This window comes from Nocardiopsis sp. TRM 82005, assembly GCF_056312425.1.
The window spans coordinates 25,061-46,153 of sequence record NZ_JBWDTQ010000034.1 but is presented as its reverse complement, the minus strand read 5'-3'; the positions used below and the strand labels follow the sequence as shown (position 1 = coordinate 46,153).

The 21,093-nt window shown below is 70.8% G+C and carries 14 protein-coding genes; 11 read left to right on the top strand and 3 right to left on the bottom strand.

The window, feature by feature from the left end:
- Nucleotides 1-465: 465 nt before the first annotated feature.
- The 9 genes from cobT to AC0T5L_RS24025 all read left to right on the top strand — a co-directional run bounded on the left by cobT (nt 466) and on the right by AC0T5L_RS24025 (nt 15,227).
- Nucleotides 466-2,820, top strand: coding sequence for a nicotinate-nucleotide--dimethylbenzimidazole phosphoribosyltransferase (gene cobT / locus AC0T5L_RS24065; protein ID WP_476167760.1), 2,355 nt, complete (start codon nt 466-468; stop codon nt 2,818-2,820).
- Between the two features lie 206 nt (nt 2,821-3,026).
- On the top strand, nt 3,027-4,307 hold the full coding sequence (gene cobA, locus AC0T5L_RS24060) for a uroporphyrinogen-III C-methyltransferase (RefSeq protein ID WP_476167759.1): 1,281 nt from the start codon (nt 3,027-3,029) through the stop codon (nt 4,305-4,307).
- A 72-nt stretch (nt 4,308-4,379) separates the two neighbouring features.
- A complete protein-coding gene (locus AC0T5L_RS24055; RefSeq protein ID WP_476167758.1) occupies nt 4,380-6,269 on the top strand; it encodes a dynamin family protein in 1,890 nt (629 codons plus the stop codon).
- Nucleotides 6,270-6,472: 203 nt separating this feature from the next.
- Nucleotides 6,473-6,622: a hypothetical protein gene (locus tag AC0T5L_RS24050; RefSeq protein WP_476167757.1), complete on the top strand. Its 150-nt coding sequence runs from the start codon at nt 6,473-6,475 to the stop codon at nt 6,620-6,622.
- Nucleotides 6,623-6,649: 27 nt separating this feature from the next.
- Nucleotides 6,650-9,190, top strand: a complete 2,541-nt coding sequence (locus AC0T5L_RS24045; RefSeq protein WP_476167756.1) for a YfjP family GTPase — start codon at nt 6,650-6,652, stop codon at nt 9,188-9,190.
- Nucleotides 9,191-9,762: 572 nt separating this feature from the next.
- Nucleotides 9,763-11,139, top strand: coding sequence for a sensor domain-containing diguanylate cyclase (locus AC0T5L_RS24040; RefSeq protein WP_476167755.1), 1,377 nt, complete (start codon nt 9,763-9,765; stop codon nt 11,137-11,139).
- Nucleotides 11,140-11,223: 84 nt separating this feature from the next.
- Nucleotides 11,224-12,453 (top strand): DUF4192 domain-containing protein, encoded by a 1,230-nt coding sequence (locus AC0T5L_RS24035; RefSeq protein WP_476167754.1) that lies wholly within the window; start codon nt 11,224-11,226, stop codon nt 12,451-12,453.
- A gap of 407 nt (nt 12,454-12,860) precedes the next feature.
- Nucleotides 12,861-14,525, top strand: coding sequence for an energy-dependent translational throttle protein EttA (ettA, locus tag AC0T5L_RS24030; RefSeq protein WP_476167753.1), 1,665 nt, complete (start codon nt 12,861-12,863; stop codon nt 14,523-14,525).
- A gap of 183 nt (nt 14,526-14,708) precedes the next feature.
- Entirely contained in the window at nt 14,709-15,227 is a 519-nt protein-coding gene (locus tag AC0T5L_RS24025) for a globin (protein WP_476167752.1), read from the top strand.
- Between the two features lie 30 nt (nt 15,228-15,257).
- Here AC0T5L_RS24025 and AC0T5L_RS24020 read toward each other — a convergent pair whose 3' ends face one another.
- Complete coding sequence (locus tag AC0T5L_RS24020; RefSeq protein WP_476167751.1) at nt 15,258-15,698, bottom strand: acyl-CoA thioesterase; 441 nt, start codon at nt 15,696-15,698, stop codon at nt 15,258-15,260.
- A 131-nt stretch (nt 15,699-15,829) separates the two neighbouring features.
- Nucleotides 15,830-17,923 (bottom strand): prolyl oligopeptidase family serine peptidase, encoded by a 2,094-nt coding sequence (locus tag AC0T5L_RS24015; protein WP_476167750.1) that lies wholly within the window; start codon nt 17,921-17,923, stop codon nt 15,830-15,832.
- Nucleotides 17,924-18,300: 377 nt separating this feature from the next.
- Between AC0T5L_RS24015 and AC0T5L_RS24010 the strand changes: the two genes are divergently transcribed.
- Together AC0T5L_RS24010 and AC0T5L_RS24005 are read left to right on the top strand one after the other, a co-directional pair.
- On the top strand, nt 18,301-18,801 hold the full coding sequence (locus tag AC0T5L_RS24010; RefSeq protein WP_476167749.1) for an HNH endonuclease: 501 nt from the start codon (nt 18,301-18,303) through the stop codon (nt 18,799-18,801).
- Between the two features lie 95 nt (nt 18,802-18,896).
- Nucleotides 18,897-19,100, top strand: a complete 204-nt coding sequence (locus AC0T5L_RS24005; RefSeq protein WP_476167748.1) for an FmdB family zinc ribbon protein — start codon at nt 18,897-18,899, stop codon at nt 19,098-19,100.
- Between the two features lie 38 nt (nt 19,101-19,138).
- Here AC0T5L_RS24005 and ilvD read toward each other — a convergent pair whose 3' ends face one another.
- Nucleotides 19,139-21,001: a dihydroxy-acid dehydratase gene (gene ilvD / locus AC0T5L_RS24000; protein ID WP_476167747.1), complete on the bottom strand. Its 1,863-nt coding sequence runs from the start codon at nt 20,999-21,001 to the stop codon at nt 19,139-19,141.
- Between the last annotated feature and the right edge of the window lie 92 nt (nt 21,002-21,093).

Here is a 21,093-nt window from a genome sequence, read left to right as displayed (position 1 = left end):
ACCAGTGACATGGCCGAATCTGTGACTGGTGACGGTCCCCGTGACGGTGAAAAGTCGGCAGCGCTGTGGTGTGCGGTGATTTCTCCGATGAAGCGGGGGAGCGCGTGGACACGAGCCCGGATCCGCGTCACCACGGCGTCGCGGTCCGACGCTCAGGCACCCTCCCCTGTCTGGGGTCAGAGCGGTTCCGGGCGGCGGCCCGTTCAGTGCACGCCCGTCCCGGGCGGGGATCCCGCATGCTCTGACCTGGGGGGAAGAGGTGCGAGTCTTTCGTAACCTCCGCGTGCTCAAGCGGACTCTGGCACAGTTGGGGTGACTTGAGGACTCCGGCAGCCGAGCCGGGGCCGGTGGCCAGGGGTCTCGGGGGACCCGCGCGAAAGGCGCGAAAGCCGCAGACTACGCTTATCGGTCAACGCCGAATCAAGCGGAGATGGGCCGTCGAAACACCTCTTTCGGGGAGCGATCATGACCAAGGATGACCGCGAGGACGCCCGGCGCGGCGAAGAGGGCGGACACGAAACGCCTCGCTGGCACGGCGGCAGGCCCGCTCCCGGGGCCGGTCCCCGCCTCGGCGGACTGCTGGACGGGCTCCCCGAGAGCGGACGCGGCGCCCAGACCCAGTCGCCGCGCGAGGGCGGCGCGTCGGCCAACCCCTTCCGGCGGCCGGCCGGATCCGCGCCCCAGGAACCCTCGCGCCCCGCCCCGCCCGAGCCCTACTCCCCCCACGGCCCGCTTCCCCTGGACGCTCCCCGAGCCCCGCAGCCCGCGCACGAGACCGCGTCCGAGGCCGCGCCCCCGGTGGACGCGCCGCCGCCGACCGGGCCGCCACACCACCCCAACGTCATCCCCTTCCGGGGCGGGGAGCGCGCCTCCGGGCCAGAGGCCGAAGCCGTCCACCAGGCACCTCCCGAGCACGCCCCCGACCAGGGGTCCGGGCACGGGGAGGAGCCCTCCGCGACCGCCGAAGCAGAACGGAACATGCACGCACACGAAGCAGCCGCGCCTCTACCCGAGCCGCAGCACACCGGTCCGCCGGTCCAGCCCGCCTCCGAGCCCCAGGGGGCGCCCGCGGCGTCCGTGGACGGCTGGTCCGACCACGTCTACGGCGACGCCGAGCGCGCCGCCGTCTACCGGGCCATCCGCGAACGCCGCGACGTCCGCGTGGGCTTCCGCCCCGACCCGGTCTCCCACGACGTGCTCACCCGTGTCCTGGAGGCCGCCCACCAGGCTCCCAGCGTCGGCCACTCCCAGCCCTGGGACTTCCTCGTCATCGACGATCCCGGGTTGCGCGGCCGTGTCAGCGACCTCGCGGAGACCGAACGCGATGGCTACGCGCACGCCCTGCCCAGCACCCGGGCCCGTGCCTTCTCCGGGCTCAAGGTCGAGGCCATCCTCGACGCGCCCCTGAACATCGCCGTCACCGTCGACCCCACCCGTGGCGGGCGGCACGCCCTGGGCCGCCACGCCAAGCCCATGGCCGCCTCCCACTCCGCGGCACTCGCCGTGGAGAACCTCTGGATCGCCGCGCGTGCCGAGGGCCTGGGCGTCGGCTGGGTCACCTTCCTCGACGAGAGCGACGTCGCCCGCGCCCTCGAACTCCCCTCCCACCTGGACGTGGTCGCCTACCTGTGCGTCGGTTATGTGGAGGAGTTCCCCGCCGAACCCGAACTCAGTCTTGCCAGCTGGGCCCGGGGACGCCCCCTGTCCTGGGCGGTGCACCACGACCGCTACGGTCGCCGCGGTCTGCCCGGCCAGGAGCCCACGAGCCTGCTGGAGGAGACCATCACCACCCTCGGAGCGCTGAACACCCGTGCGATGGAGGAGGCCAGAGACCGGCAGAACCGGATGACCAAGCCGCACGGTTCCCTCGGCCTCCTGGAGGAGGTCTCGGTCCAACTCGCCGGACTCGCGGGAGAGTGCCCACCGCCGGTCCCGGATCCGGTCGCCGTCGTGGTGTTCGCGGGGGACCACGGCGTGCACGCCCAAGGGGTGACCTCCTGGCCCCAGGAGGTCACCTCCCAGATGGTGCACAACTTCCTCGGGGGCGGCGCGGTCGTCAACGCCTTCGCCGCCCAGGTCGGCGCCGAGGTCACCGTGGTGGACGTCGGCGTGGTCGGCGACCTGCCCCGGGCCGCGGGCCTGCTGCCGCGCAAGGTCGCGCGCGGCACCGCCGACTTCACGCAGGGCCCCGCGCTCACCCGCCAGCAGGCCCTCCAAGCGCTGGAAGGCGGTATCGAGGTCGCCCGCGACCTGGTCTCGGCGGGCAACCGCTGCCTGATCACCGGCGACATGGGCATCGCCAACACCACACCGGCCGCCGCGCTGGTGTGCGCCTTCACCGGAGCGGACCCGGACCAGGCCACCGGCCGCGGCACCGGTGCGGACGACGCCATGTACGCGCACAAGATCGACGTGGTGCGGCGCGCACTGTCCGCGAACCCGGTGGATCCGGACGACCCCATCGGCACCCTCGCCGCGCTGGGCGGACTGGAGCACGCCGCCCTGGCCGGGTTCGTACTCGGCGGTGCGGCACTGCGCGTCCCGGTCCTGCTCGACGGGGTCATCGCGGGCTCGGCCGCGCTGGCTGCGGCCGCGATCTCCCCGGAGGCGGTCAGCGCCTGCTTCGCCGGGCACCGCTCCAGCGAACCCGGCCACAGCCTGGTCCTGGAGCACCTGGGTCTGCGGCCCCTGGTCGACCTGGAGATGCGCCTGGGCGAGGGATCCGGCGCTCTGCTGGCCCTGCCGCTGCTCCAGAGCGCGGCGCGAGCCCTGCGCGACGTCGCCACCTTCGACGACGCGGGCGTGTCCGCCGCGCACTGAGGCGGCCCCGTGCTCACGCCCGTACCGGCATCCGGTGCGGGCGGGGTCACACCGCCCAGGCGCTCTCGTTTACGCCTGTGTAACACCTGTTTGACAACGTACTGTGTGGAGCAATCACCGACATCGCCGGTGGCTGGCGCGCCTTTTCGCCAGCACCCCGCCGTCGTCGCCGGGGGCCGGTACGGACGACCGAAGGGGCGCGATCCGTGACCTATCTCCTTGGTTTGCGCATGCAAGGCCGTGACGTCCTCGTCGTCGGCGGGGGCAGAGTCGCCCAGCGCCGGGTGCCCGTACTCCTCGAAGCCGGAGCCCGGGTCACCCTCATCGCACCCGAGGTGTCCGCGGCCCTGGAGGACCTCGCCTCGGTCGGGCACCTCACCTGGCACCGGCGTCCCTACGCCTCCGGCGACGTCGCCGGACCGGACGCCCCCGCCTACTGGCTCGTGCACGCCGCCACCGACGCCCCCGGCGTGAACGCCGCCGTGGCCGAGGAGGCCGAGGGCGCCCGTGTGTGGTGCGTGCGCGCCGACGACCGGCACGCCTCCTCCGCCTGGACCCCCGCCAGCGGCACCGCCGGCGAGATCACCGTCGGCGTCGTCGCCTCCGGCGACCCCCGGCGCTCGGCCGGGTTGCGCGACGCGGTCGTCGACGGCCTCACCGACGGCACCCTCGACGCCCGACGCGGACGCGAGCGCCTCCAAGGCGTCGCACTCGTCGGGGGCGGCCCCGGCGATCCCGGCCTGATCACGGTTCGGGGGCAACAGCTCCTCTCCCAGGCCGATGTGGTGGTGGTCGACCGGCTCGCCCCGACCTCCTTGCTGGACCGCCTGCCCGCCGACGTCGAGATCGTCGACGCGGCCAAGATCCCCTACGGCCGGTCCATGACCCAGGAGGACATCAACGCCGTTCTGGTCGACCGCGCGCGGCGGGGCGAGTTCGTGGTGCGGCTCAAGGGCGGCGACTCCTTCCTGTTCGGCCGCGGCGGCGAGGAGGCCGCGGCCTGCGCCGCCGCCGGGGTCCCCGTCATCGCCGTACCCGGTGTGACCAGTGCACTCGCCGCCCCGGCCAGCGCGGGCATCCCCACCACCCACCGTGGTGTGGCCCAGGACGTGCACGTCGTCTCCGCGCACGTCCCGCCGGGGGATGAGCGCTCCACGGTCGACTGGTCGGGGCTCGCACGCGCGGGCGGTACCGTCGTGGTCCTCATGGGAGTGGAGCGCATCGAGTCGATCGCTGACGCCCTCGTCTCCCATGGCCGCTCCGCGGACACTTCCGTCGCCGTGGTGCAGGAGGCCACACTGCCGGGTCAACGGGTCGTCACGGGTACGCTGGCCACCATCGCCGCGTCGGTCCGATCGGTTGGAGTCCGGCCTCCGGCGGTGGTGATCATCGGAGAAGTGGTCAAAACAGCGCGGGATCTTGACATACTGCACACGGGGACCCAGTTCGAGACCCGTCGACTGGCGACCGGGCGCGATCTCCAGTGAGACCTCTGCCCGCGGCGTACGTCGTTCACGCGGCGGGGGACCGTCAGCACCGATGAGGAGGGCACACCGATCATGACCCGGCCGTCGGCAGTACCGGGGACCACAGGTCCCGGTGCCCCGGACCGGTTCGGAACCGGACCGGCCGCTACCTCTGACCAGCCCGCCCAGGGCTCCGAACCCGCGTACGAGGCGGGCCCCGGTGCCCGGCGGGGGCCCACCGTCCCGGCTCCGGACGGACCGGCCAAGCACCGCGCTCCCGTACCGGACGACCACCACTTCGAACAGGTCCTGGAATCGCTGCGCAAGCAGATCCGGGACCTGGAGTTCGCCGACGGCCTGCCCAACGCGGAGGAGGGGCGCACCCTCCAGGTCGACGTGCTCGCCCAGCTGTCCGACTACGTCCTGCCCCGGGTACGCCGCTCCGACATCCCGCTGCTGATCGCGGTCGCCGGATCCACCGGCGCGGGCAAGTCCACCCTGGTCAACAGCCTGGTCGGCGAGCAGGTCACCACCACCGGCGTGCGCCGACCCACCACCAACAGCCCGGTCCTGGCCTGCAACCCCGCCGACGTCGACTGGTTCAGCGAGGCCTCCTTCATCCCGTCCCTGCCGCGCGTGCGCCAGCAGGGCCTGGCGATGCCGGGCAAGGACGGCATGCTGGTGCTGGCCGCCACCGAGGCGATGCCCCCGGGCGTGGCCCTGCTCGACACCCCCGACGTCGACTCCGCCGTCGCCGCCCACCACGAGTTCGCGGCCAAGTTCCTCGACGCCGCCGACCTGTGGATGTTCGTCACCACCAGTACCCGCTACGCCGACGCGCGCGTGTGGGAGTTCCTCCAGGTCGCCCGCGACCGCGACACCTCCCTGGCCGTCGTGCTCTCCCGGGTGCCGCGTCGGGGACGGCGCCAACTCCTGGACCACTTCGGGGCCATGCTGGAGGCCAACGGACTGGGCGCGGCCGCCCGGTTCGCCATCCCCGAGACCGACCAGGTCCGCGGCGAGCGCTTCACCTCCAATGTCGCCGACCACATTCGCGGCTACCTGGCCGACGTCGCGGGCGAGGCCGAACAGCGCGACCGCGTCTCCCGGCGCACCTTCATCGGCGTCATCGACAGCTTCCGCACCAGGGTCCCCGAACTGGCCCGCCAAGTGGAGGCGCAGATCGAGGCCGGGCGCACGCTCTCCACCGCCGTGGACGACTCCTACGCCACCGCCCGCCACCGCATCGAGACCAGCTTGGGAGACGGTTCCCTGCTGCGCGGATCGCTGCTTGCCCGCTGGCAGGAGGTGACCGCCGGGGGAGAGCTCACCAGGAGCCTGCGCCCGCGCGGAAGGCGCGCGCGCAGGAGCGGCCGTGCCGAGCAGGCTGAGCGGAGCCAGCGTGTGGGGGCTCTGGAGCGAGCCGTCCGCGACGCCCTGGAGGCCCTGGTGGTCTCCTCCTGCGAACGCGCCTCCGACGAGATCGAGCAGAAGTGGCGGGAGGTACCCGGAGGCGGGGAACTGGCGGTCAAGGCCCTCAACAAGCCCGGAACCGGCCTGCTGGCGCAGCAGATCCGCCAGGAGATCACCGAGTGGCAACGCGGGATCGCCGAGATGACCACCGCCGGTGGCGCCACCAAGCGCTCCGTGGCCCGGTTCGTCACCTTCGACCATGACATCGTCGCCCTGGTCCTGATCATCGACCTGCTCGGATACGAGCGGTCCCGCTCCGGAGGCGGCGTCCACGCGGCCGCCGACGCCTCCGGCCCCTCCCCGCAGCGCCTGCTCAAGGGACTCTTCGGCGCCCAGTCACTGCGTAGCATTGGCGCGTCGGCACGGGAGGACCTGCGCCAGCGCGTCCTCGGGCTGCTCAACCGCGAGCGTGTGCCCTTCGACGACACCCTGGCATCGGCCGGAATCCCGTCCGAGGACACCGCCGTCCAGCTCTACCAGGCCACGTACAACCTTGAGACAGCACGGTAACGGGTCCCACCGTCCGAAGGTGGGGGCTTCCATCCCTGGCGGTCGGGAGCCTGCCGTTATCATCACCAACCAACACCAGGGAGGTGACTCGTTGGCTCCGTTTCACACGGGTGGGCAGAACCGTCAGACCGTGCTTCCCCAACGGCCCGCCCTGGAGTCCGCGTCAGCGGACTTCCCCGGGAACAGGGGAGGAACCCGGTCGGGTGGCGGCATGCAGCAGTGATGACCACACCCTGCAAACCCCGCACGGCTTGGTCAAGATCCCATGGAAGAACCTGCGCCTGCTCCGGCGGGCGGACGGTTACGGCTACACCACGCAGAAGAAGGAGGCAGGGGCTTCCTTCCCCGCCTGAAGGCGGGGTATCCACCCCACACATCTGATGACGACTAAGTGGAACCCCGCGCAGGCGCATGGGAACCCCGGCGAGCGAGACCGCGCCGAGGGTGAGAACCGCGAGAGCGGGCAGCCCGCGCCCGGTGCCCGGAGTGAGGAACGCACCCGAAACGACACGCGGTCCGGGAGCGGGCCGTGGCGCGGGTACACCATGCCGGTCCCCGAACACCCCGAGCACACCGCGTCCGGAGAGGGCTCCGAGGAGCCCGCCTACGACGGCATCGCGGGCTACCCGGTAGCTTCGAGGGAAGCTCCCCGGAGCGACGGGAGAACGCCGGAGGGTGAGGGGGGCGACTCGGGGGCCCCGGAAGCCTCCTCGGACGCGCAGCGGCGCTCTGGACGGCACGCGCGGCGCTCGGCGGCACTTGAACGAGAGCGCGGGAGCGTCCGCGGCGCCGACTCCGACGCCGCCGACCACGAGGACCCCGAAGGGCTCGCCGGGTGGGTCGGCAGCCTCGCCGAGGCGGTCGACGACACCCGCATCGCGGGACGCAACACCGGTGCCTTCCCGGCGGTGGGCCAGCAGCAGGGCACTGGGGATGACGGGCCGACCGGTCAGGAGGACCGCCCCCGAGAGGACTCCGCGCAGCGTGCAGGCGAGGCTGCGCCCGCCCGGGCCCCCGGTCCGGTCGAGGCGGAGGAAGAGCCAGCCGGGCGGCGCCCCGAGCCCGGCACCGGACCGGGCCCGCAGCGGGGCCGGCGCACCCCCGCGACCGCCGCCGGCCCAGGGACCGCGGAGCCCGAAAGCGACGGGGACGCCACGGGCGAGGAGCCTCAGCCGCTGCCACGCCGCATCCCCGGCCCCTCCGCCGTCTCCGGTGCCTTCCGCGCCGTGGGCCCCAACACCGTCGCCGACGAGGCCGAAGAGGACGAGGAGTACCGCCCCACCACCCACGACGGCTGGCGGTCCGACCGGGCCACCACCCGCGCCGAGCTGATCGAGCGCCTGGACTCGCTGGCCACCCTCACCGAACTGGGCCGGGAGGACCTGCCCCAGGAACTCACCGCGCGGTCCGCCCAGTTGCTCGACCACGCGGGTGCCCGGCTGCGGCTGTCGGACGAGCACACCGTGGTCGCGCTCGCCGGGGGCACCGGCAGCGGTAAGTCCTCCCTGTTCAACGCCCTGTGCGGACTCCAGCTGTCACAGACCGGCGTCACCCGGCCCACCACTTCCAACGCGCACGCCTGCGTGTGGGGGCACGAGGGCGCCGACCCCCTCCTGAGCTGGCTGGGCGTCCCCACCCGCTACCGGCACTCGCGCAGCAGCGTCCTGGACTCGGGTAACTCCGAGCTGACCGGCCTGGTCCTGCTCGACCTGCCCGACCACGACTCGGTCCGCAGCATGCACACCGACGAGGCCGACCGGCTCATCGGCTCGGTCGACCTGCTGGTGTGGGTGCTGGATCCGCAGAAGTACGCCGACGCGGCGGTGCACCACCGCTACCTGGCGCAGATGGCCGGGCACGGCGCGGTCACCGTCGCCGTTCTCAACCAGGTCGACAAGGTCGAGACCGACGAGCTGGAGGAACTGCTCACCGACCTGCGCCGCCTGCTGGAGACGGAGTCGGGGGTGCACCCGCGGGTGATCACCACCTCCACGGTCACCGGCGAGGGCATCCACGAACTGCGCGAGTTCCTCGCCGAGACGGTGCGTGAGCGGCGGGCCCTGGTGAACCGGCTGACCGCCGACCTCGACCAGGTGATCGAGCTCTTCGGGGAGTTCCACGGCGAAGCGGTATCCGAGACCGTCCCGGCCGATGTGCGTGCCCGCATCCAGGACGGCCTGGCCAGCGCGGCCGGGGTGGCGGCGGTCGCCGACGTCACCGAGACCAACGACGTCAGACGCGGTAAGCGCCAGGTCGGCTGGCCGGCCGCCCGCGGTGCGGCGCGGCTGCGCAAGGACCCGCTCGCCGCGGTCCAGCTCGACTTCCTGCGCCGTGACAGCGAGAACGGCGTGGGCGGCCCGGTGGACGCCCACGAGGCCGAGTTGGAGACCGTTCTGGGCGATGCCGCCGACACCGTCTCGGAGGGGATGCCCGCACCCTGGCGCCGCCGGATGCGCGCCGCCGCGCGCAGCGGGGTGCCCGAGCTCCCGGCCGAGCTGGGGGAAGCCGTTTCCGGTGCGGTCGGCGACCCCGATCTGAGCCCGCCGTGGTGGAAGGCCGCCCGTGCGGCCCAGTACGCGTTGCTGGCGGTCGCGGGCGTGGGGCTGGCCTGGGCGGTCGTGGCGTTGCTGAGCTGGTTCGGCGGCGGTATCACCGGGCTGCGTGCGTTCGACGACCCGCTGTTCGCCGTCTACTCCGGTGCCGTGGTGGCCGCCGCCCTCCTGGTGGGATGGCTGACCGGGGTCGGCTGCGGAAATCTTGTGGAGGTGGCCGCGGTCCAGCGCCGTGAGGACGTGGAGAGGGCAGCCCAGGTCCGGGTCCGGGAGATCACCGGACTGCGTGTGGTGGAGCCGATGGAGGCCGAACTAGCCAGGTATCGGACATTTCGGACGGCCTATGAGGTGGCCAGCACCGCGAACTGACCTGAGGGCCCCGGCGGTGGGGCAGGGAAGCACCGTCCCGCCGGAGTCCTCCACACGTCGTTCAACAGCCCGGGGACGGGCGGCGCCGCGCCGCCCGCCCCCGGGTCTCGTTCGGTTCGGGCTAGATCCAGTGGATGCTGTTGAACATGTCGTGCTCCTTCGGTCGGGTGCTGCCGGGACCTGGACGACCAGGGCGCCAGGCGGTCGACACCCTGTGCCATAGAACAGCTACTGTCTTGGGTCCCTAGCGCAGAATGCCCTAAAACTCCGCTTGTTCCAACCCTCCGGGAGACCGCCTCCGAGAGCGGCGGGGGCGCTGCCTGCAAGCCTCACACAATAAGCAATTAATTTATTACCCAAAGTAATGTAAAGTAGCGGCGGTAACGACGGTGCTACGCACCGAACAACTTTTCGGGTTCACGGGTATCCAATGGTCGTAACCGAGTGGCACCGTAAGGGAACGCGGGGCAAATCCGGCCCGTCGAAGGGAGAACCTCGAGGGGCGGTCGGCTCATCGGAGACGGGTGCGGGAGCGAGCGACAGAACGTGACGCGGGAAGGGAGGACGGAGCCGTGAGCATCTCGGAGAAGCCGATGAAGACCGAGGGCAGCCCCTCCGAGGGGCGGGTGCGCTGGCCGTTTCTACAGCAGCCCCGAAGCCTGATCTTCTACATGGGGCTACTCCTGTTCTCCTGGTTCTTCCTGTTCGGAGTGACCGCGGGCCTGGTCACCCTCGTGTGGCTGGACCTGGCCGTCTTCGCGGGGTTCGTCGTCTGCGCGGCCTTCTGCGTGGAGGCGATCCGGCGACTGGGTATACCCGCCGGCCTGACCCGCGACCTGCTGGGCGCCTGGTGGTTCCCCGTCGTGCTCCTCCTGCCGCCCCTGTACTCGCTGCTCATCCCCATCCCCGTCTTCCTGCTGCTCCAGCTCCGTTCGCGCCGTGCGCTGGTGCACCGCAGGGTGTTCAACGCGGCCTCGATCGCACTGTCGGGGTTCCTGGCCTCGGTGATCTGGCACGCGATCCAGGGCGGCGGGTTCAAGGTCGGGCTGAGCGGCGCCCCCGAGGCCCACGAGAGCCTGAGCACCGGGATGGGCGTCTTCGTGGCGGTGCTGTGCTGCGCCGGGTTCACGATCCTCAACACGCTCCTCGTCGCGGTGGCCGCGGGGATCAGCAGCGGTCCCGGAAACAGCCTCCGACCCATGTGGGACCGCGAGGCCTTCACCGTGGACGCCGTCGAATTATGTGTCGGCGTCACCGTCGCCATCCTCGCCCACCTGTCGCTCTTCCTGCTGGTCATCGCCGTTCCCCCGGTGCTACTCCTACAGCGCAGCCTGCTGTACCAGCAGTTGCAGATGGCGGTCCGGACCGATCCCAAGACGGGCCTGCTCAACGCCCCGACCTGGGAGCAGGAAGCGTCGGTGGAGATCGCCAGAGCGCGATCCTCGCGGGGCCGGGCAGCGGTGCTGATCATCGACATCGACCACTTCAAGAGGGTCAACGACAACCACGGGCACCTGTTCGGCGACCAGGTGCTGCTGGGAGTGGCCACCACCATCGCCCAGCAGCTGCGCCAGTCCGATCTGCTCGGCCGCTTCGGCGGAGAGGAGTTCGTGGTGCTGCTGCCCGGCTCCGACACCACCGAGGCGTGGCGGGCCGCCGAGCGTCTGCGCTCCCAGGTGGGTTGCATGGAGATCGCGGTGGACGACGTGCCCGTGTCCATCACCATCTCCATCGGCGCGGCCGTCACCGGTGACCACGGCAACGACCTGGTGGAGTTGCTCACCGCGGCCGACCTCGCGCTCTACCGGGCCAAGGAGACCGGCCGCAACCGCGTGTGCCTGCCCGCTGGACGTCCCGGCGCCGGCGGCAAGATCCCCGGTCCCCGAGGAGGTGAGATCCCCGGACGCGCGGGATCCGTCGACCCCGTCGATCCCACAGAGATCCCCTGAACCGCGGCTTCACGGTTCCGCGGAGTTGTCCACAGCTTCGGAGAGGCCATTGCGGGAAACCACCGCGTCACCCACCGTGAATATATGCACTCCGACCAGCCACACCGTCCTCTCGGCCCCTCCGACCCCCGTGATTCCCTCGACCCCCTCACCCCCACGGAACGCCCCCACACCCCGGCCGAGCCCGGACCGGCCCCGGCCGACGCCCCCGACCCTGTGACCCCCGTGGTCCCCACACCACGAAGCTCCGTTGAGGCGGCGCGTCCCCGCGTCCCCGCGCCGCGCGCCGCCCTCGTCCTGACCACCCCGACCGACGTCATCGCCACCCTTCCCTATCTGGTGGGAAAGCCTCCCGACCCCGGAATCGTGGTCCTGGCCATGCGGGGCAAGGGCGTGCACTCCGCGTTCTGCGGCGACCTGGACCGGCTGAACGCGGTCGACGATTCGTTGGAGCGTGCCGTCGTCCCCGTCGACACGGCCGTGTCCGAGGGCTGCACCGCCCTGGTGGTCGTGGCCTACGGGCCGCCCGAACGGGTCACCCCCTACGTGGACGGGCTCCTGTCCGCCGCACGCGAGCGCGCCCTGACCGTCATGGACGCCCTCCGGGTCACCGACGGCCGGTACTGGTCCTACACCTGTCGGAAGGTCGACTGCTGTCCGGTCGAGGGAACCGCCGTCAACGTCGACAGCTCCACCGTCCCGGCCAGCGCGGTTCTGCACGGAATCGCCCCCGCAGTGTCCCTTCATCCGACCGGGGCCGACGCGGAGCGGATCCGGGACCTCCTCGAACCCGTGGGCGGCGAGGAGCGGATCGCCGTGGACGCGCTCGCCGAGAAAGCGGAGGCGAAAACCCGGCGGCTGTTGGAACAGGGGATGCGCGGAACCCTGACGGACCGCGGCCTGCCCATCGTCCTGGCGGCCGTGCGGGCCGAGCGGGCGGGCCGGGGGACCACCGACCGGGAGGAGCTGGTCTGGCTGGGGGCGTACCTGGTTGAGACCCGCGTGCGCGACGAGGTGTGGGCGCGCATCACCGCCGAGACCGCGCCCGCGCACCAGGAGTTGTGGAGCCGGGTCACTCGACACCTGCCCCAGCGCCAACGGGCGGCCCCCGCCTCGCTGCTGGCGGTCGCGGCGTGGCAGCGCGGCGACGAACCGCTGGCCGCGGCGGCTCTGGACGTCGCTCTGACCGCTGACCCCGGTTACTCCATGGCGGTGCTGATGAGCCGTGCACTGGCCTGGGGGCTGCCGGTGGAGCGCTGGCGGGAGTTCACACCCCGCTGGCTGCGCGAGAGGAGCGAGCGTCCCGAGGAGTGAGCGGTCACCGACGCAGTACGGGGCCGGGCTGGGTGCGTTCCCGCCCGGGCCTGGCCCCGGCACCCTAGAAGGCAATTCCTATTGAGTACTGCGGGAAGTGAGTGACCGTGCCCCCGTGCGGAGGACGTGCGAGGTGCCCCGCCCCAAGGGGGTGGGGCAGAGCCTTTTCGGAGTCCCCGGCCGCGCACCCGTGGAGCTGGCAGCGGCGGGCGCGAGCAGCTCTACGGGCGCCCGTCGGCGGTGCGGTCTTCGAGGAACCCGTCCACCAGTTCCGCGAGGGAGGAGACGTCGTTTCGGGTGGCCATGTCGGGTTCTCCGATTCCGCATGACACGCGGATTTTCACGGCGGTCACCCCGGGCCATCAGCGATGGCGGGGGCATTGGCCCCGACACCCTAGGCTGGGAGCATGCCGGAGTACATCTACACCATGAACAACGTGCGCAAGGCGCACGGCGACAAGGTCGTCCTGGACAACGTTTCGGGGTCGTTCCTGCCCGGAGCCAAGATCGGCGTCGTGGGCCCCAACGGTGCGGGTAAGTCGACGCTTCTGAAGATCATGGCCGGCATCGAGCAGCCGTCCAACGGCGAGGCGAGGCTCATGCCCGGTTTCACCGTCGGCCTGCTCGCGCAGGAACCCCTCCTCGATCCTGACAAGACCGTCCTGGAGAACGTCGAGGACGGCGTCGCCGACACCAAGGCGATGCTCAACCGCTTCAACGAGATCGCCGAGCTGATGGCGACGGACTACTCCGACGATCTGCTCGAGGAGATGGGCAAGCTCCAGGAGCAGCTCGACCACAGGGGTGCCTGGGACCTCGAGAGCCAGCTGGAGCAGGCGATGGACGCGCTGCGCTGCCCGGTCGGCGACGCCTCCGTCACCCAGCTCTCCGGTGGTGAGAAGCGCCGCGTCGCCCTGTGCAAGCTGTTGCTCGAACAGCCCGACCTGCTGCTGCTCGACGAGCCCACCAACCACCTGGACGCCGAGAGCGTGAACTGGCTGGAGCAGCACCTGGCCAAGTACCCCGGCACCGTCATCGCGATCACACACGACAGGTACTTCCTCGACCACGTCGCCACGTGGATCCTGGAGCTGGACCGGGGCCAGTTCTACCCCTACGAGGGCAACTACTCCACCTACCTGGAGACCAAGCAGACCCGTCTGAAGGTCGAAGGGCAGAAGGACGCCAAGAAGGCCAAGCGCCTCCAGGACGAACTGGAGTGGGTCCGCTCCAACGCCAAGGCCCGCCAGACCAAGAGCAAGTCCCGTCTCCAGCGTTACGAGGAGATGGCCGCCGAGGCCGACAAGACCCGCAAGCTGGACTTCGAGGAGATCCAGATTCCGCCGGGGCCGCGTCTGGGCAACACCGTGGTCGAGGTCAAGAACCTCACCAAGGGCTTCGGCGACCGCGTGCTCATCGACGGCCTCAGCTTCTCGCTGCCGCCGAACGGCATCGTCGGCGTCATCGGCCCCAACGGTGTCGGCAAGACGACGCTGTTCAAGATGATCGTCGGTGAGGAGACCCCCGACCAGGGCGACATCAACGTCGGCGACACCGTCAACATCTCCTACGTCGACCAGTACCGTGGCCGCATCGAGGACACCAAGAACGTCTGGGAGACCGTCTCCGACGGCGAGACCTTCATCGAGGTCGGCAAGGTCGAGATCCCCAGCCGCGCCTACGTCGCCGCGTTCGGCTTCAAGGGCTCCGACCAGCAGAAGCCCGCCGGTGTGCTTTCCGGTGGTGAGCGCAACCGCGTGAACCTGGCGCTCACCCTCAAGCAGGGCGGCAACCTGCTGCTCCTGGACGAGCCCACCAACGACCTGGACGTGGAGACCCTCGGTTCGCTGGAGAACGCGTTGCTGGACTTCCCCGGCTGCGCCGTGATCACCTCCCACGACCGCTGGTTCCTCGACCGCGTCGCCACGCACATCCTCGCGTGGGAGGGCGACGCCTCCTGGTTCTGGTTCGAGGGGAACTTCGAGGCCTACGAGCAGAACAAGATCAAGCGTCTGGGCCCCGAGGCCGCGCGTCCGCACGCGGTCACCCACCGCAAGCTCACCCGCGACTGACGCACCAGGACACCGGGCCCCACCTGGCCCGCAGCGCTCCACCGGCCCGTGGCCGGACCACCGGTCCGGCCACGGGCTCCGTCGTTTCCGCCCACCCGGAAGGGACGGAGCCGCGGCGCCGGTGCACGGACCCGTTCCCGCTGACCACTTGTGGGCGCCGGGGTGTCACATACCCTGGTGGCGATGACTTCCGCGCGCGATCACCAGCAGAGCGCGGGCGACGAGCCCGTGCGTATGACGTTCTACGAGGCAGTGGGCGGTGAGGAGACCTTCACCCGCCTGGTCCGTCGTTTCTACGAGGGCGTGGCAGAGGACCCCGTGCTGCGGCCCATGTACCCAGAGGAGGACCTCGGCCCCGCCGAGGAGCGCCTGCGCCTGTTCCTCATCCAGTACTGGGGAGGTCCGCGCACCTACAACGAGCAGCGGGGGCATCCCCGGCTGCGGATGCGGCACGTCCCCTTCCGCATCGGCGTCACCGAGCGCGACCTGTGGCTCAAGCACATGCGGGCGGCGGTGGACTCCCTCGGCCTGCACGAGGTGCTGGAGCGGCAACTGTGGGAGTACATGGTCATGGCCGCGCACAGCATGGTGAACGTTCCCGAGGAGTCGGCGGTCCCGGAGGCGACCAACCCGACGCGGATGTCGGTGTCCGCCGATGACGACGGCGACGACGGCGAGACCGTCACCATCTCCCTGAAATAAGGACGCGGGGCCGGCGGGGCCCCGCGGCGCTCAGGCGTAGTCGGCGAGGAAGGCGCGTTCGGTGGGGTTGAGCCGCCGGGCGCGCTGTGTCGGTACGTCGAAACCGACCAGCACCGTCTTCGCCCTGAGGTACACCTTCGTGTCGTCCAGGATCTCGTAGGACAGGGTGAAGCTGGCGTTGCGCACCTCGGTCACCCACAGCTCCACGCGCACCGGCTCCGACCGGGGCAGCAGCGGTGCCACGTAGTCGGCCTCCTGCCGGGCCACGACCATCGCCCCGAAGACCTCCTCGTCCTCGACGAAGCCCTCATAGCGCAGGAACGAGATCCGCGCGTCCTCCAGGTAGGTCAGCATCCTCACGTTGTTGACGTGGTGCTGCGGGTCGAGGTCGGCGTAGCGGACCTGGGCGAGATGCACGTGCCGCCGGGGCACCGTCCGGGTGTCGGCGTCTCCGGCCTCGGTCTGTGTCACGTCCGGGTTCCTCTCCGCTGTTCTCCTGGGGGGCGGGACACCCTCGATTGTCTCAAGGCTCCCCAGGAGAACAGGCTGTGCTCCCCGTCCGCTCCCTGTGTTGTTGCTCTCCCACGGGGCCCGGGGCGGGGTCAGCCCGCGGAAAGGTCCAGGTAGTGGGCGAGGAAGGCCAGCTGTTCGGCGCTGAGGGCCACACTGCGGCTCACCGAGCGCGAGCTGTGGCCCACCTCCGACTCCCTGCGCAGCAGGATCGGCCGCTCCGCCAACTCCGCCGACGTGGCTTGCTGCATCCTCGCGCACAGCTTGCGCGCGTGCAGGGGGTCCACGCGGGTGTCGTTGTCGAACACGGTGAACAGCGTCGCCGGGTAGCGGGTGTCCTCGCGCACGTTGTGGTACGGCGAGTAGCCCAGAAGCCATCCCAGCTGCTCGGGGTCGTCGGCGGTACCGTACTCGACGTTCCACAACTGGCCCAGACCGAACCTCTCGTAGCGGACCATGTCCAGCAGCGGTGCCGAGCAGACGGCGGCGGTGAACAGGTCCGGTCGCTGGGTGACCATGGCGCCCACCAGCAGGCCGCCGTTGCTGCCGCCCATGACGGACAGGTGCTCAGGATCGGTCACACCGGTGGCGACCAGGTGCTCGGCCGCAGCCGCGCAGTCGTCGAAGACGTTCTGCTTGTCGGCGAGCATCCCCGCCCGGTGCCACTCCTCGCCCTCCTCCAGGCCGCCGCGCAGGTTGGCGACGGCGTACACGCCGCCGGCGCGCACCCAGGCCAGCGCCACCGCCGAGTAGGCGGGGGTGAGGGAGATCCGGAATCCCCCGTACCCGTACAGGATGGTCGGCCGCGGCCCTTCGCCGGGAGCCTCGGGCGAGACCACCAGCATGCGCACGGGTGTGCCGTCTCCGGAGGTGTAGGTGACCTGCTCCACGTTCACCCCGGGCAGTTCGATGTCGCCGGGGGCGTCGGCCCACAGCGACACTCCGCCCGAGCGGGCGTCGTAGTGGTACACCGATGACGGGTGGGTGTTGTCGGTGTAGCCGAACCACGCCTCATGCCCGCCCTCGGGGCGTTCGACGAGTCCGCCGATGGTGCCCAGGCCCGGCATGTCCAGTCCGCCCAGGCGCTCGCCGGTGGCCAGGTCGTGCCGGTCGATCTCGCTGACCGCGTGGCGGCTGCGGTCCACCAGCAGTTCGGGCCGCTCCACCCCGGGGCCGTCCAGGATCGCGTATCCCTCCAGGACCGCTTCGGGATCCTCCGGGACCAGCGTGGTCCAGTTCTCGTACGCGGGATCGGAGGGGTCGGCCACGCACAGGCGTCCGCGCGGGGACTCGCGGTCGGTGAGCAGGTACAGGTACCCGTCCCTGCCCACCTGCGGGTACAGGGAGGCGTCGACGTTCTCCTGGATCGGTACCAGGCTGGGCTCGTCCAGGTTTCCGTCGGACAGGTCGGCGATCCAGGCGTCGGTGGCCGCCGAGGTCCCCAGGTTGGCGAGCAGGATCAGCCAGCGCCCGTCGCGGCTCACCACGGGGGCGAAGTACTCGGTCTTGTCGCGCCCCCGGCCGAAGATCAGGATGTCCTGGCCGGTGGAGGTGCCCAGCCGGTGCAGGTAGACCCGGCGGTGGTAGTTCTCCTCGCCCTCGGGGACCTCCTCGGCGGGCAGACGCCGCACGTAGTAGAAGGCGGAGGAGTCCGGCAACCACGCGATGGGGCTGTAACGGGCCCGGTCGATGGGCCCGTCCACCACGTCGCCGCTGTCGACGTCCACGATCCGGAGTACGGACTCCTCGTTGCCGCCCTCGGACAGTTGGTAGGCGAGCAGGCGGCCGGAGTGGTCGGGTTTCCATGCGTCCAGGGTGGTCAGGCCCTCCGGGTCGAGCTCCCCGGGATCCACCAGGACACGCTCGGGGCCGTCGCCGTCCTGGACGTGGAGCACGCCGTGCTCATGTTCGGCGGTACGGCGGACGAAGAAGCGGCGGTCGCCCCGCCACACGGGCGCCCCGACGTTTCCGGCCCCCAGCAGGGAGCGCACCTGGTCGGCGAACCAGTCACGTGTGCCGAACCGCGATGAGACCTCGGCGTACAGGGCGTCCTCCGAGGTCGCCCACTCCTTGGTCTCCGCCGACTCGTCATCCTCCAGCCACCGGTAGGGGTCACCGACAGTGTGGCCGTGCAGGTTCTCGATGATGTCCAGCCTTGCGGCCGAGGGGTAGCGGAGTTCGCGCATACTTCGCACTCTATCCACCGTTATCCACCCCGGTGTGTTCGGCGCGGCGGCAGGGTGAAACAGGGGTGTTCGGCGCACAATGGTGCGCAGAAAAGGGAGAACACGCGGTTTCTGGGCGGCCCGATGGAAATTGGGGTGGCGCCGGGGCGGTCCGACCACGCAAACTGAATGCGGGACGCAACTCGGCGGCACCACCGGGAGGTCCGTGTGGCAAGGCGTACGGAACCACCGATCCTCGGATCGGTACACAGGGAGGTCTCCTGGCTGGCCAATCGGCTGGCCGGGGAAGAGACACAGTCGTCTCAGACGACGGCTGGGGCGACGCGATGAGCGCCCGAGGCAGCCGGGAGGGTGGTCCAGGAACCGCCCGACGCCATGTGCTGCTGCTCAACGCCAGTTTTGAACCATTGACGACGCTGCCCCTGCGAAGGGCGGTTCTCCTCATCCTGAGGGAGAAGGCGGAGGTCGTCCACCAGGACGACGCGGGCGCGGTACTGCATTCGGCGACACGTTCCTACGACGTACCGTCGGTCATCCGGCTCCGGCGCTACATCAACGTCCCTCACAGCCGTAGAGTGCCCCTCACCAGGGTGGCGCTCATGCGTCGGGACAGACACGTCTGCGGTTACTGCGGGAGGAAGGCCGAGACGATCGACCACGTCATCCCGCGCAGCCGTGGCGGCGCGCACGTATGGGAGAACGTGGTGGCCGCGTGCAAACCCTGCAACCACCGCAAGGCCGACAGGTTCCTGGACGAGCTCGGCTGGAAACTGCATGTCACCCCGAAGGTGCCCAAGGGCCCCCACTGGCGTCTGATCAACGGTGACCTCCACGGCGATCCCCAGTGGGAGCCGTACATGGCCCATCTGGTGGCATGACCCGGCGGGACCGGAACCGGGCGTCCCACTCGGTCCCCGCCACCACCCTTCCGCCCTCCGGCACGTCCGCCGGAGGGCGGCCGTATTCTGACGGCATGCCCAGATACGACTTCCGCTGCCGCGAGTGCGGCGACACCTTCGAGCTCTCCCGTCCGATGGCCCGAGCCGGGGACCCGGCCGCCTGCCCACAGGGGCACGATGACACGGTTCGTCTACTGTCCACCGTGGCGGTGGGTGGTAGGGCACCTGCCCCCGCGCCCTCCGGCGGAGGGTGCTGTGGAGGCGGCTGCTGCTCCTGAGACACCGGTGGCGGCCCTGGACAGGCCGCCACACGCTCCTACCCCTCGATCTGGGACACGTCGCGCGCCGCGCCGGTGGAGGCCGAGGTCGCCATGGCCGCGTAGGCGCGCAGCGCCGCCGTCAGCGGGCGCTGTCGGTCGCGCGGCTGGAACCGGCCCAGCTCCTTGAGGAGGCGCTCGCGACGGGTGTCCAGTTCCCCTCCGGGGACATCCAGCGAGATGCTCCGGTTCGGGATGTCGATACTGACGACGTCCCCGTCCTCCACCAGGGCGATGTCGCCGCCTGAGGCGGCCTCGGGGGAGGCGTGGCCGATGGACAACCCCGACGTGCCGCCGGAGAAGCGTCCGTCGGTGACGAGCGCGCAGGCCTTGCCCAGGCCGCGGCCCTTGAGGAAACTCGTCGGGTACAGCATCTCCTGCATGCCCGGGCCGCCCTTGGGGCCCTCGTAGCGGATGACCACCACGTCACCGGGCTCGATCCTCTTGTTGAGGATGCCGTCGACGGCCTCGTCCTGGGACTCGAAGACCTTGGCGGGGCCCGAGAAGGTCCACAGCTCCTCCTCCACACCGGCGGTCTTGACGATCGCGCCGTCCGGGGCGAGGTTGCCGAACAGCACCGCCAGCCCGCCGTCCTTGGTGTAGGCGTGGGAGACCGCGCGGATGCAGCCCGCCTCCCGGTCGGTGTCCAGGGTGTCCCAGCGTGTCGACTGTGAGTACGCCTTGGTCGTGCGCTTGCCGCCGGGTGCGGCGTGGAACAGCTCCACCGCCTCGGGCAGGACGGTGTCGGAGGCGATGTCCCAGGAGGCGATGAACTCGCCCAGCGTCTTGCCGTGCACCGTGGGCAGCGAGGTGTCCAGCAGCCCGCCGCGGGACAGCTCGCCCAGGATGGCGGGGATGCCGCCCGCCCGGTGCACGTCCTCGATGTGGTACTTCTCGGTGTTCGGCGCGACCTTGCACAGGCACGGCACCCGGCGGGAGAGCTCGTCGATCTCGGTCAGGCCGAAGTCGACGCCCGCCTCGGTGGCGGCGGCCAACAGGTGCAGGATCGTGTTGGTGGAGCCGCCCATGGCCACGTCCAGGGCCATGGCGTTGCCAAACGCCGAGGGGGTGGCGATGGACAGCGGCAGGACCGACTCGTCGTCGTCCTCGTAGTAGCGCTTCGCGGCTTCCACGACCCGGCTTCCGGCGTCCTCGTACAGGGCGCGCCGGGCGGTGTGGGTGGCCAGCACGGTGCCGTTGCCGGGCAGCGCCAGGCCGATCGCCTCGGTGAGGCAGTTCATCGAGTTGGCGGTGAACATGCCCGAGCAGGAGCCGCAGGTGGGGCAGGCGGCCTCCTCCATCTCGTCCAGTTCGGCCTGGGAGACGCTCTCGTCGGCCGCGGCGATCATGGGGTTGATCAGGTCCAGCTTGCGGACGGTGGTGGCGGTGCCGTCGACCACCGTGACCTTGCCCGCCTCCATGGGGCCGCCGGAGACGAACACCGTGGGGATGTTCAGGCGCAGTGCGGCCAGCAGCATGCCGGGGGTGATCTTGTCGCAGTTGGACACGCACACCAGGGCGTCGGCGCAGTGCGCGTTGACCATGTACTCCACCGAGTCGGCGATCAGCTCGCGACTGGGCAGCGAGTAGAGCATGCCGCTGTGGCCCATGGCGATGCCGTCGTCCACGGCGATGGAGTTGAACTCACGGGGGATCCCGCCCGCCTGGCGGATCGATCCGGCGACCACATCGGCCACCTCCCGCAGGTGGACGTGGCCGGGGACGAACTCGGTGAAGCTGTTCGCCACGGCCACGACGGGCTTGCCGAAGTCCTCGCGCTCCACGCCGGTGGCGCGCATGAGAGAGCGCGCGCCTGCCATGTTCCTGCCGTGTGTGACGGTGCGCGAGCGTAGGGCTGGCATGGGGTGGACTCCCATCGTTACGGGTGTTTCCCCTCGATGGTAGTCCTTCACCGCACCGCTGTGGTCTCGTAGTGGAAGACAGGGCATCCGAA

Coding starts and splice junctions, on each gene's coding strand:
- AC0T5L_RS24055 (WP_476167758.1), top strand. CDS start 4,380: ATGACCCGGCCGTCGGCAGTACCGGGGACCACAGGTCCCGGTGCCCCG.
- cobT (WP_476167760.1), top strand. CDS start 466: ATGACCAAGGATGACCGCGAGGACGCCCGGCGCGGCGAAGAGGGCGGA.
- AC0T5L_RS24045 (WP_476167756.1), top strand. CDS start 6,650: ATGACGACTAAGTGGAACCCCGCGCAGGCGCATGGGAACCCCGGCGAG.
- ettA (WP_476167753.1), top strand. CDS start 12,861: ATGCCGGAGTACATCTACACCATGAACAACGTGCGCAAGGCGCACGGC.
- AC0T5L_RS24025 (WP_476167752.1), top strand. CDS start 14,709: ATGACTTCCGCGCGCGATCACCAGCAGAGCGCGGGCGACGAGCCCGTG.
- ilvD (WP_476167747.1), bottom strand. CDS start 21,001: ATGCCAGCCCTACGCTCGCGCACCGTCACACACGGCAGGAACATGGCA.
- AC0T5L_RS24015 (WP_476167750.1), bottom strand. CDS start 17,923: ATGCGCGAACTCCGCTACCCCTCGGCCGCAAGGCTGGACATCATCGAG.
- AC0T5L_RS24005 (WP_476167748.1), top strand. CDS start 18,897: ATGCCCAGATACGACTTCCGCTGCCGCGAGTGCGGCGACACCTTCGAG.
- AC0T5L_RS24035 (WP_476167754.1), top strand. CDS start 11,224: ATGCACTCCGACCAGCCACACCGTCCTCTCGGCCCCTCCGACCCCCGT.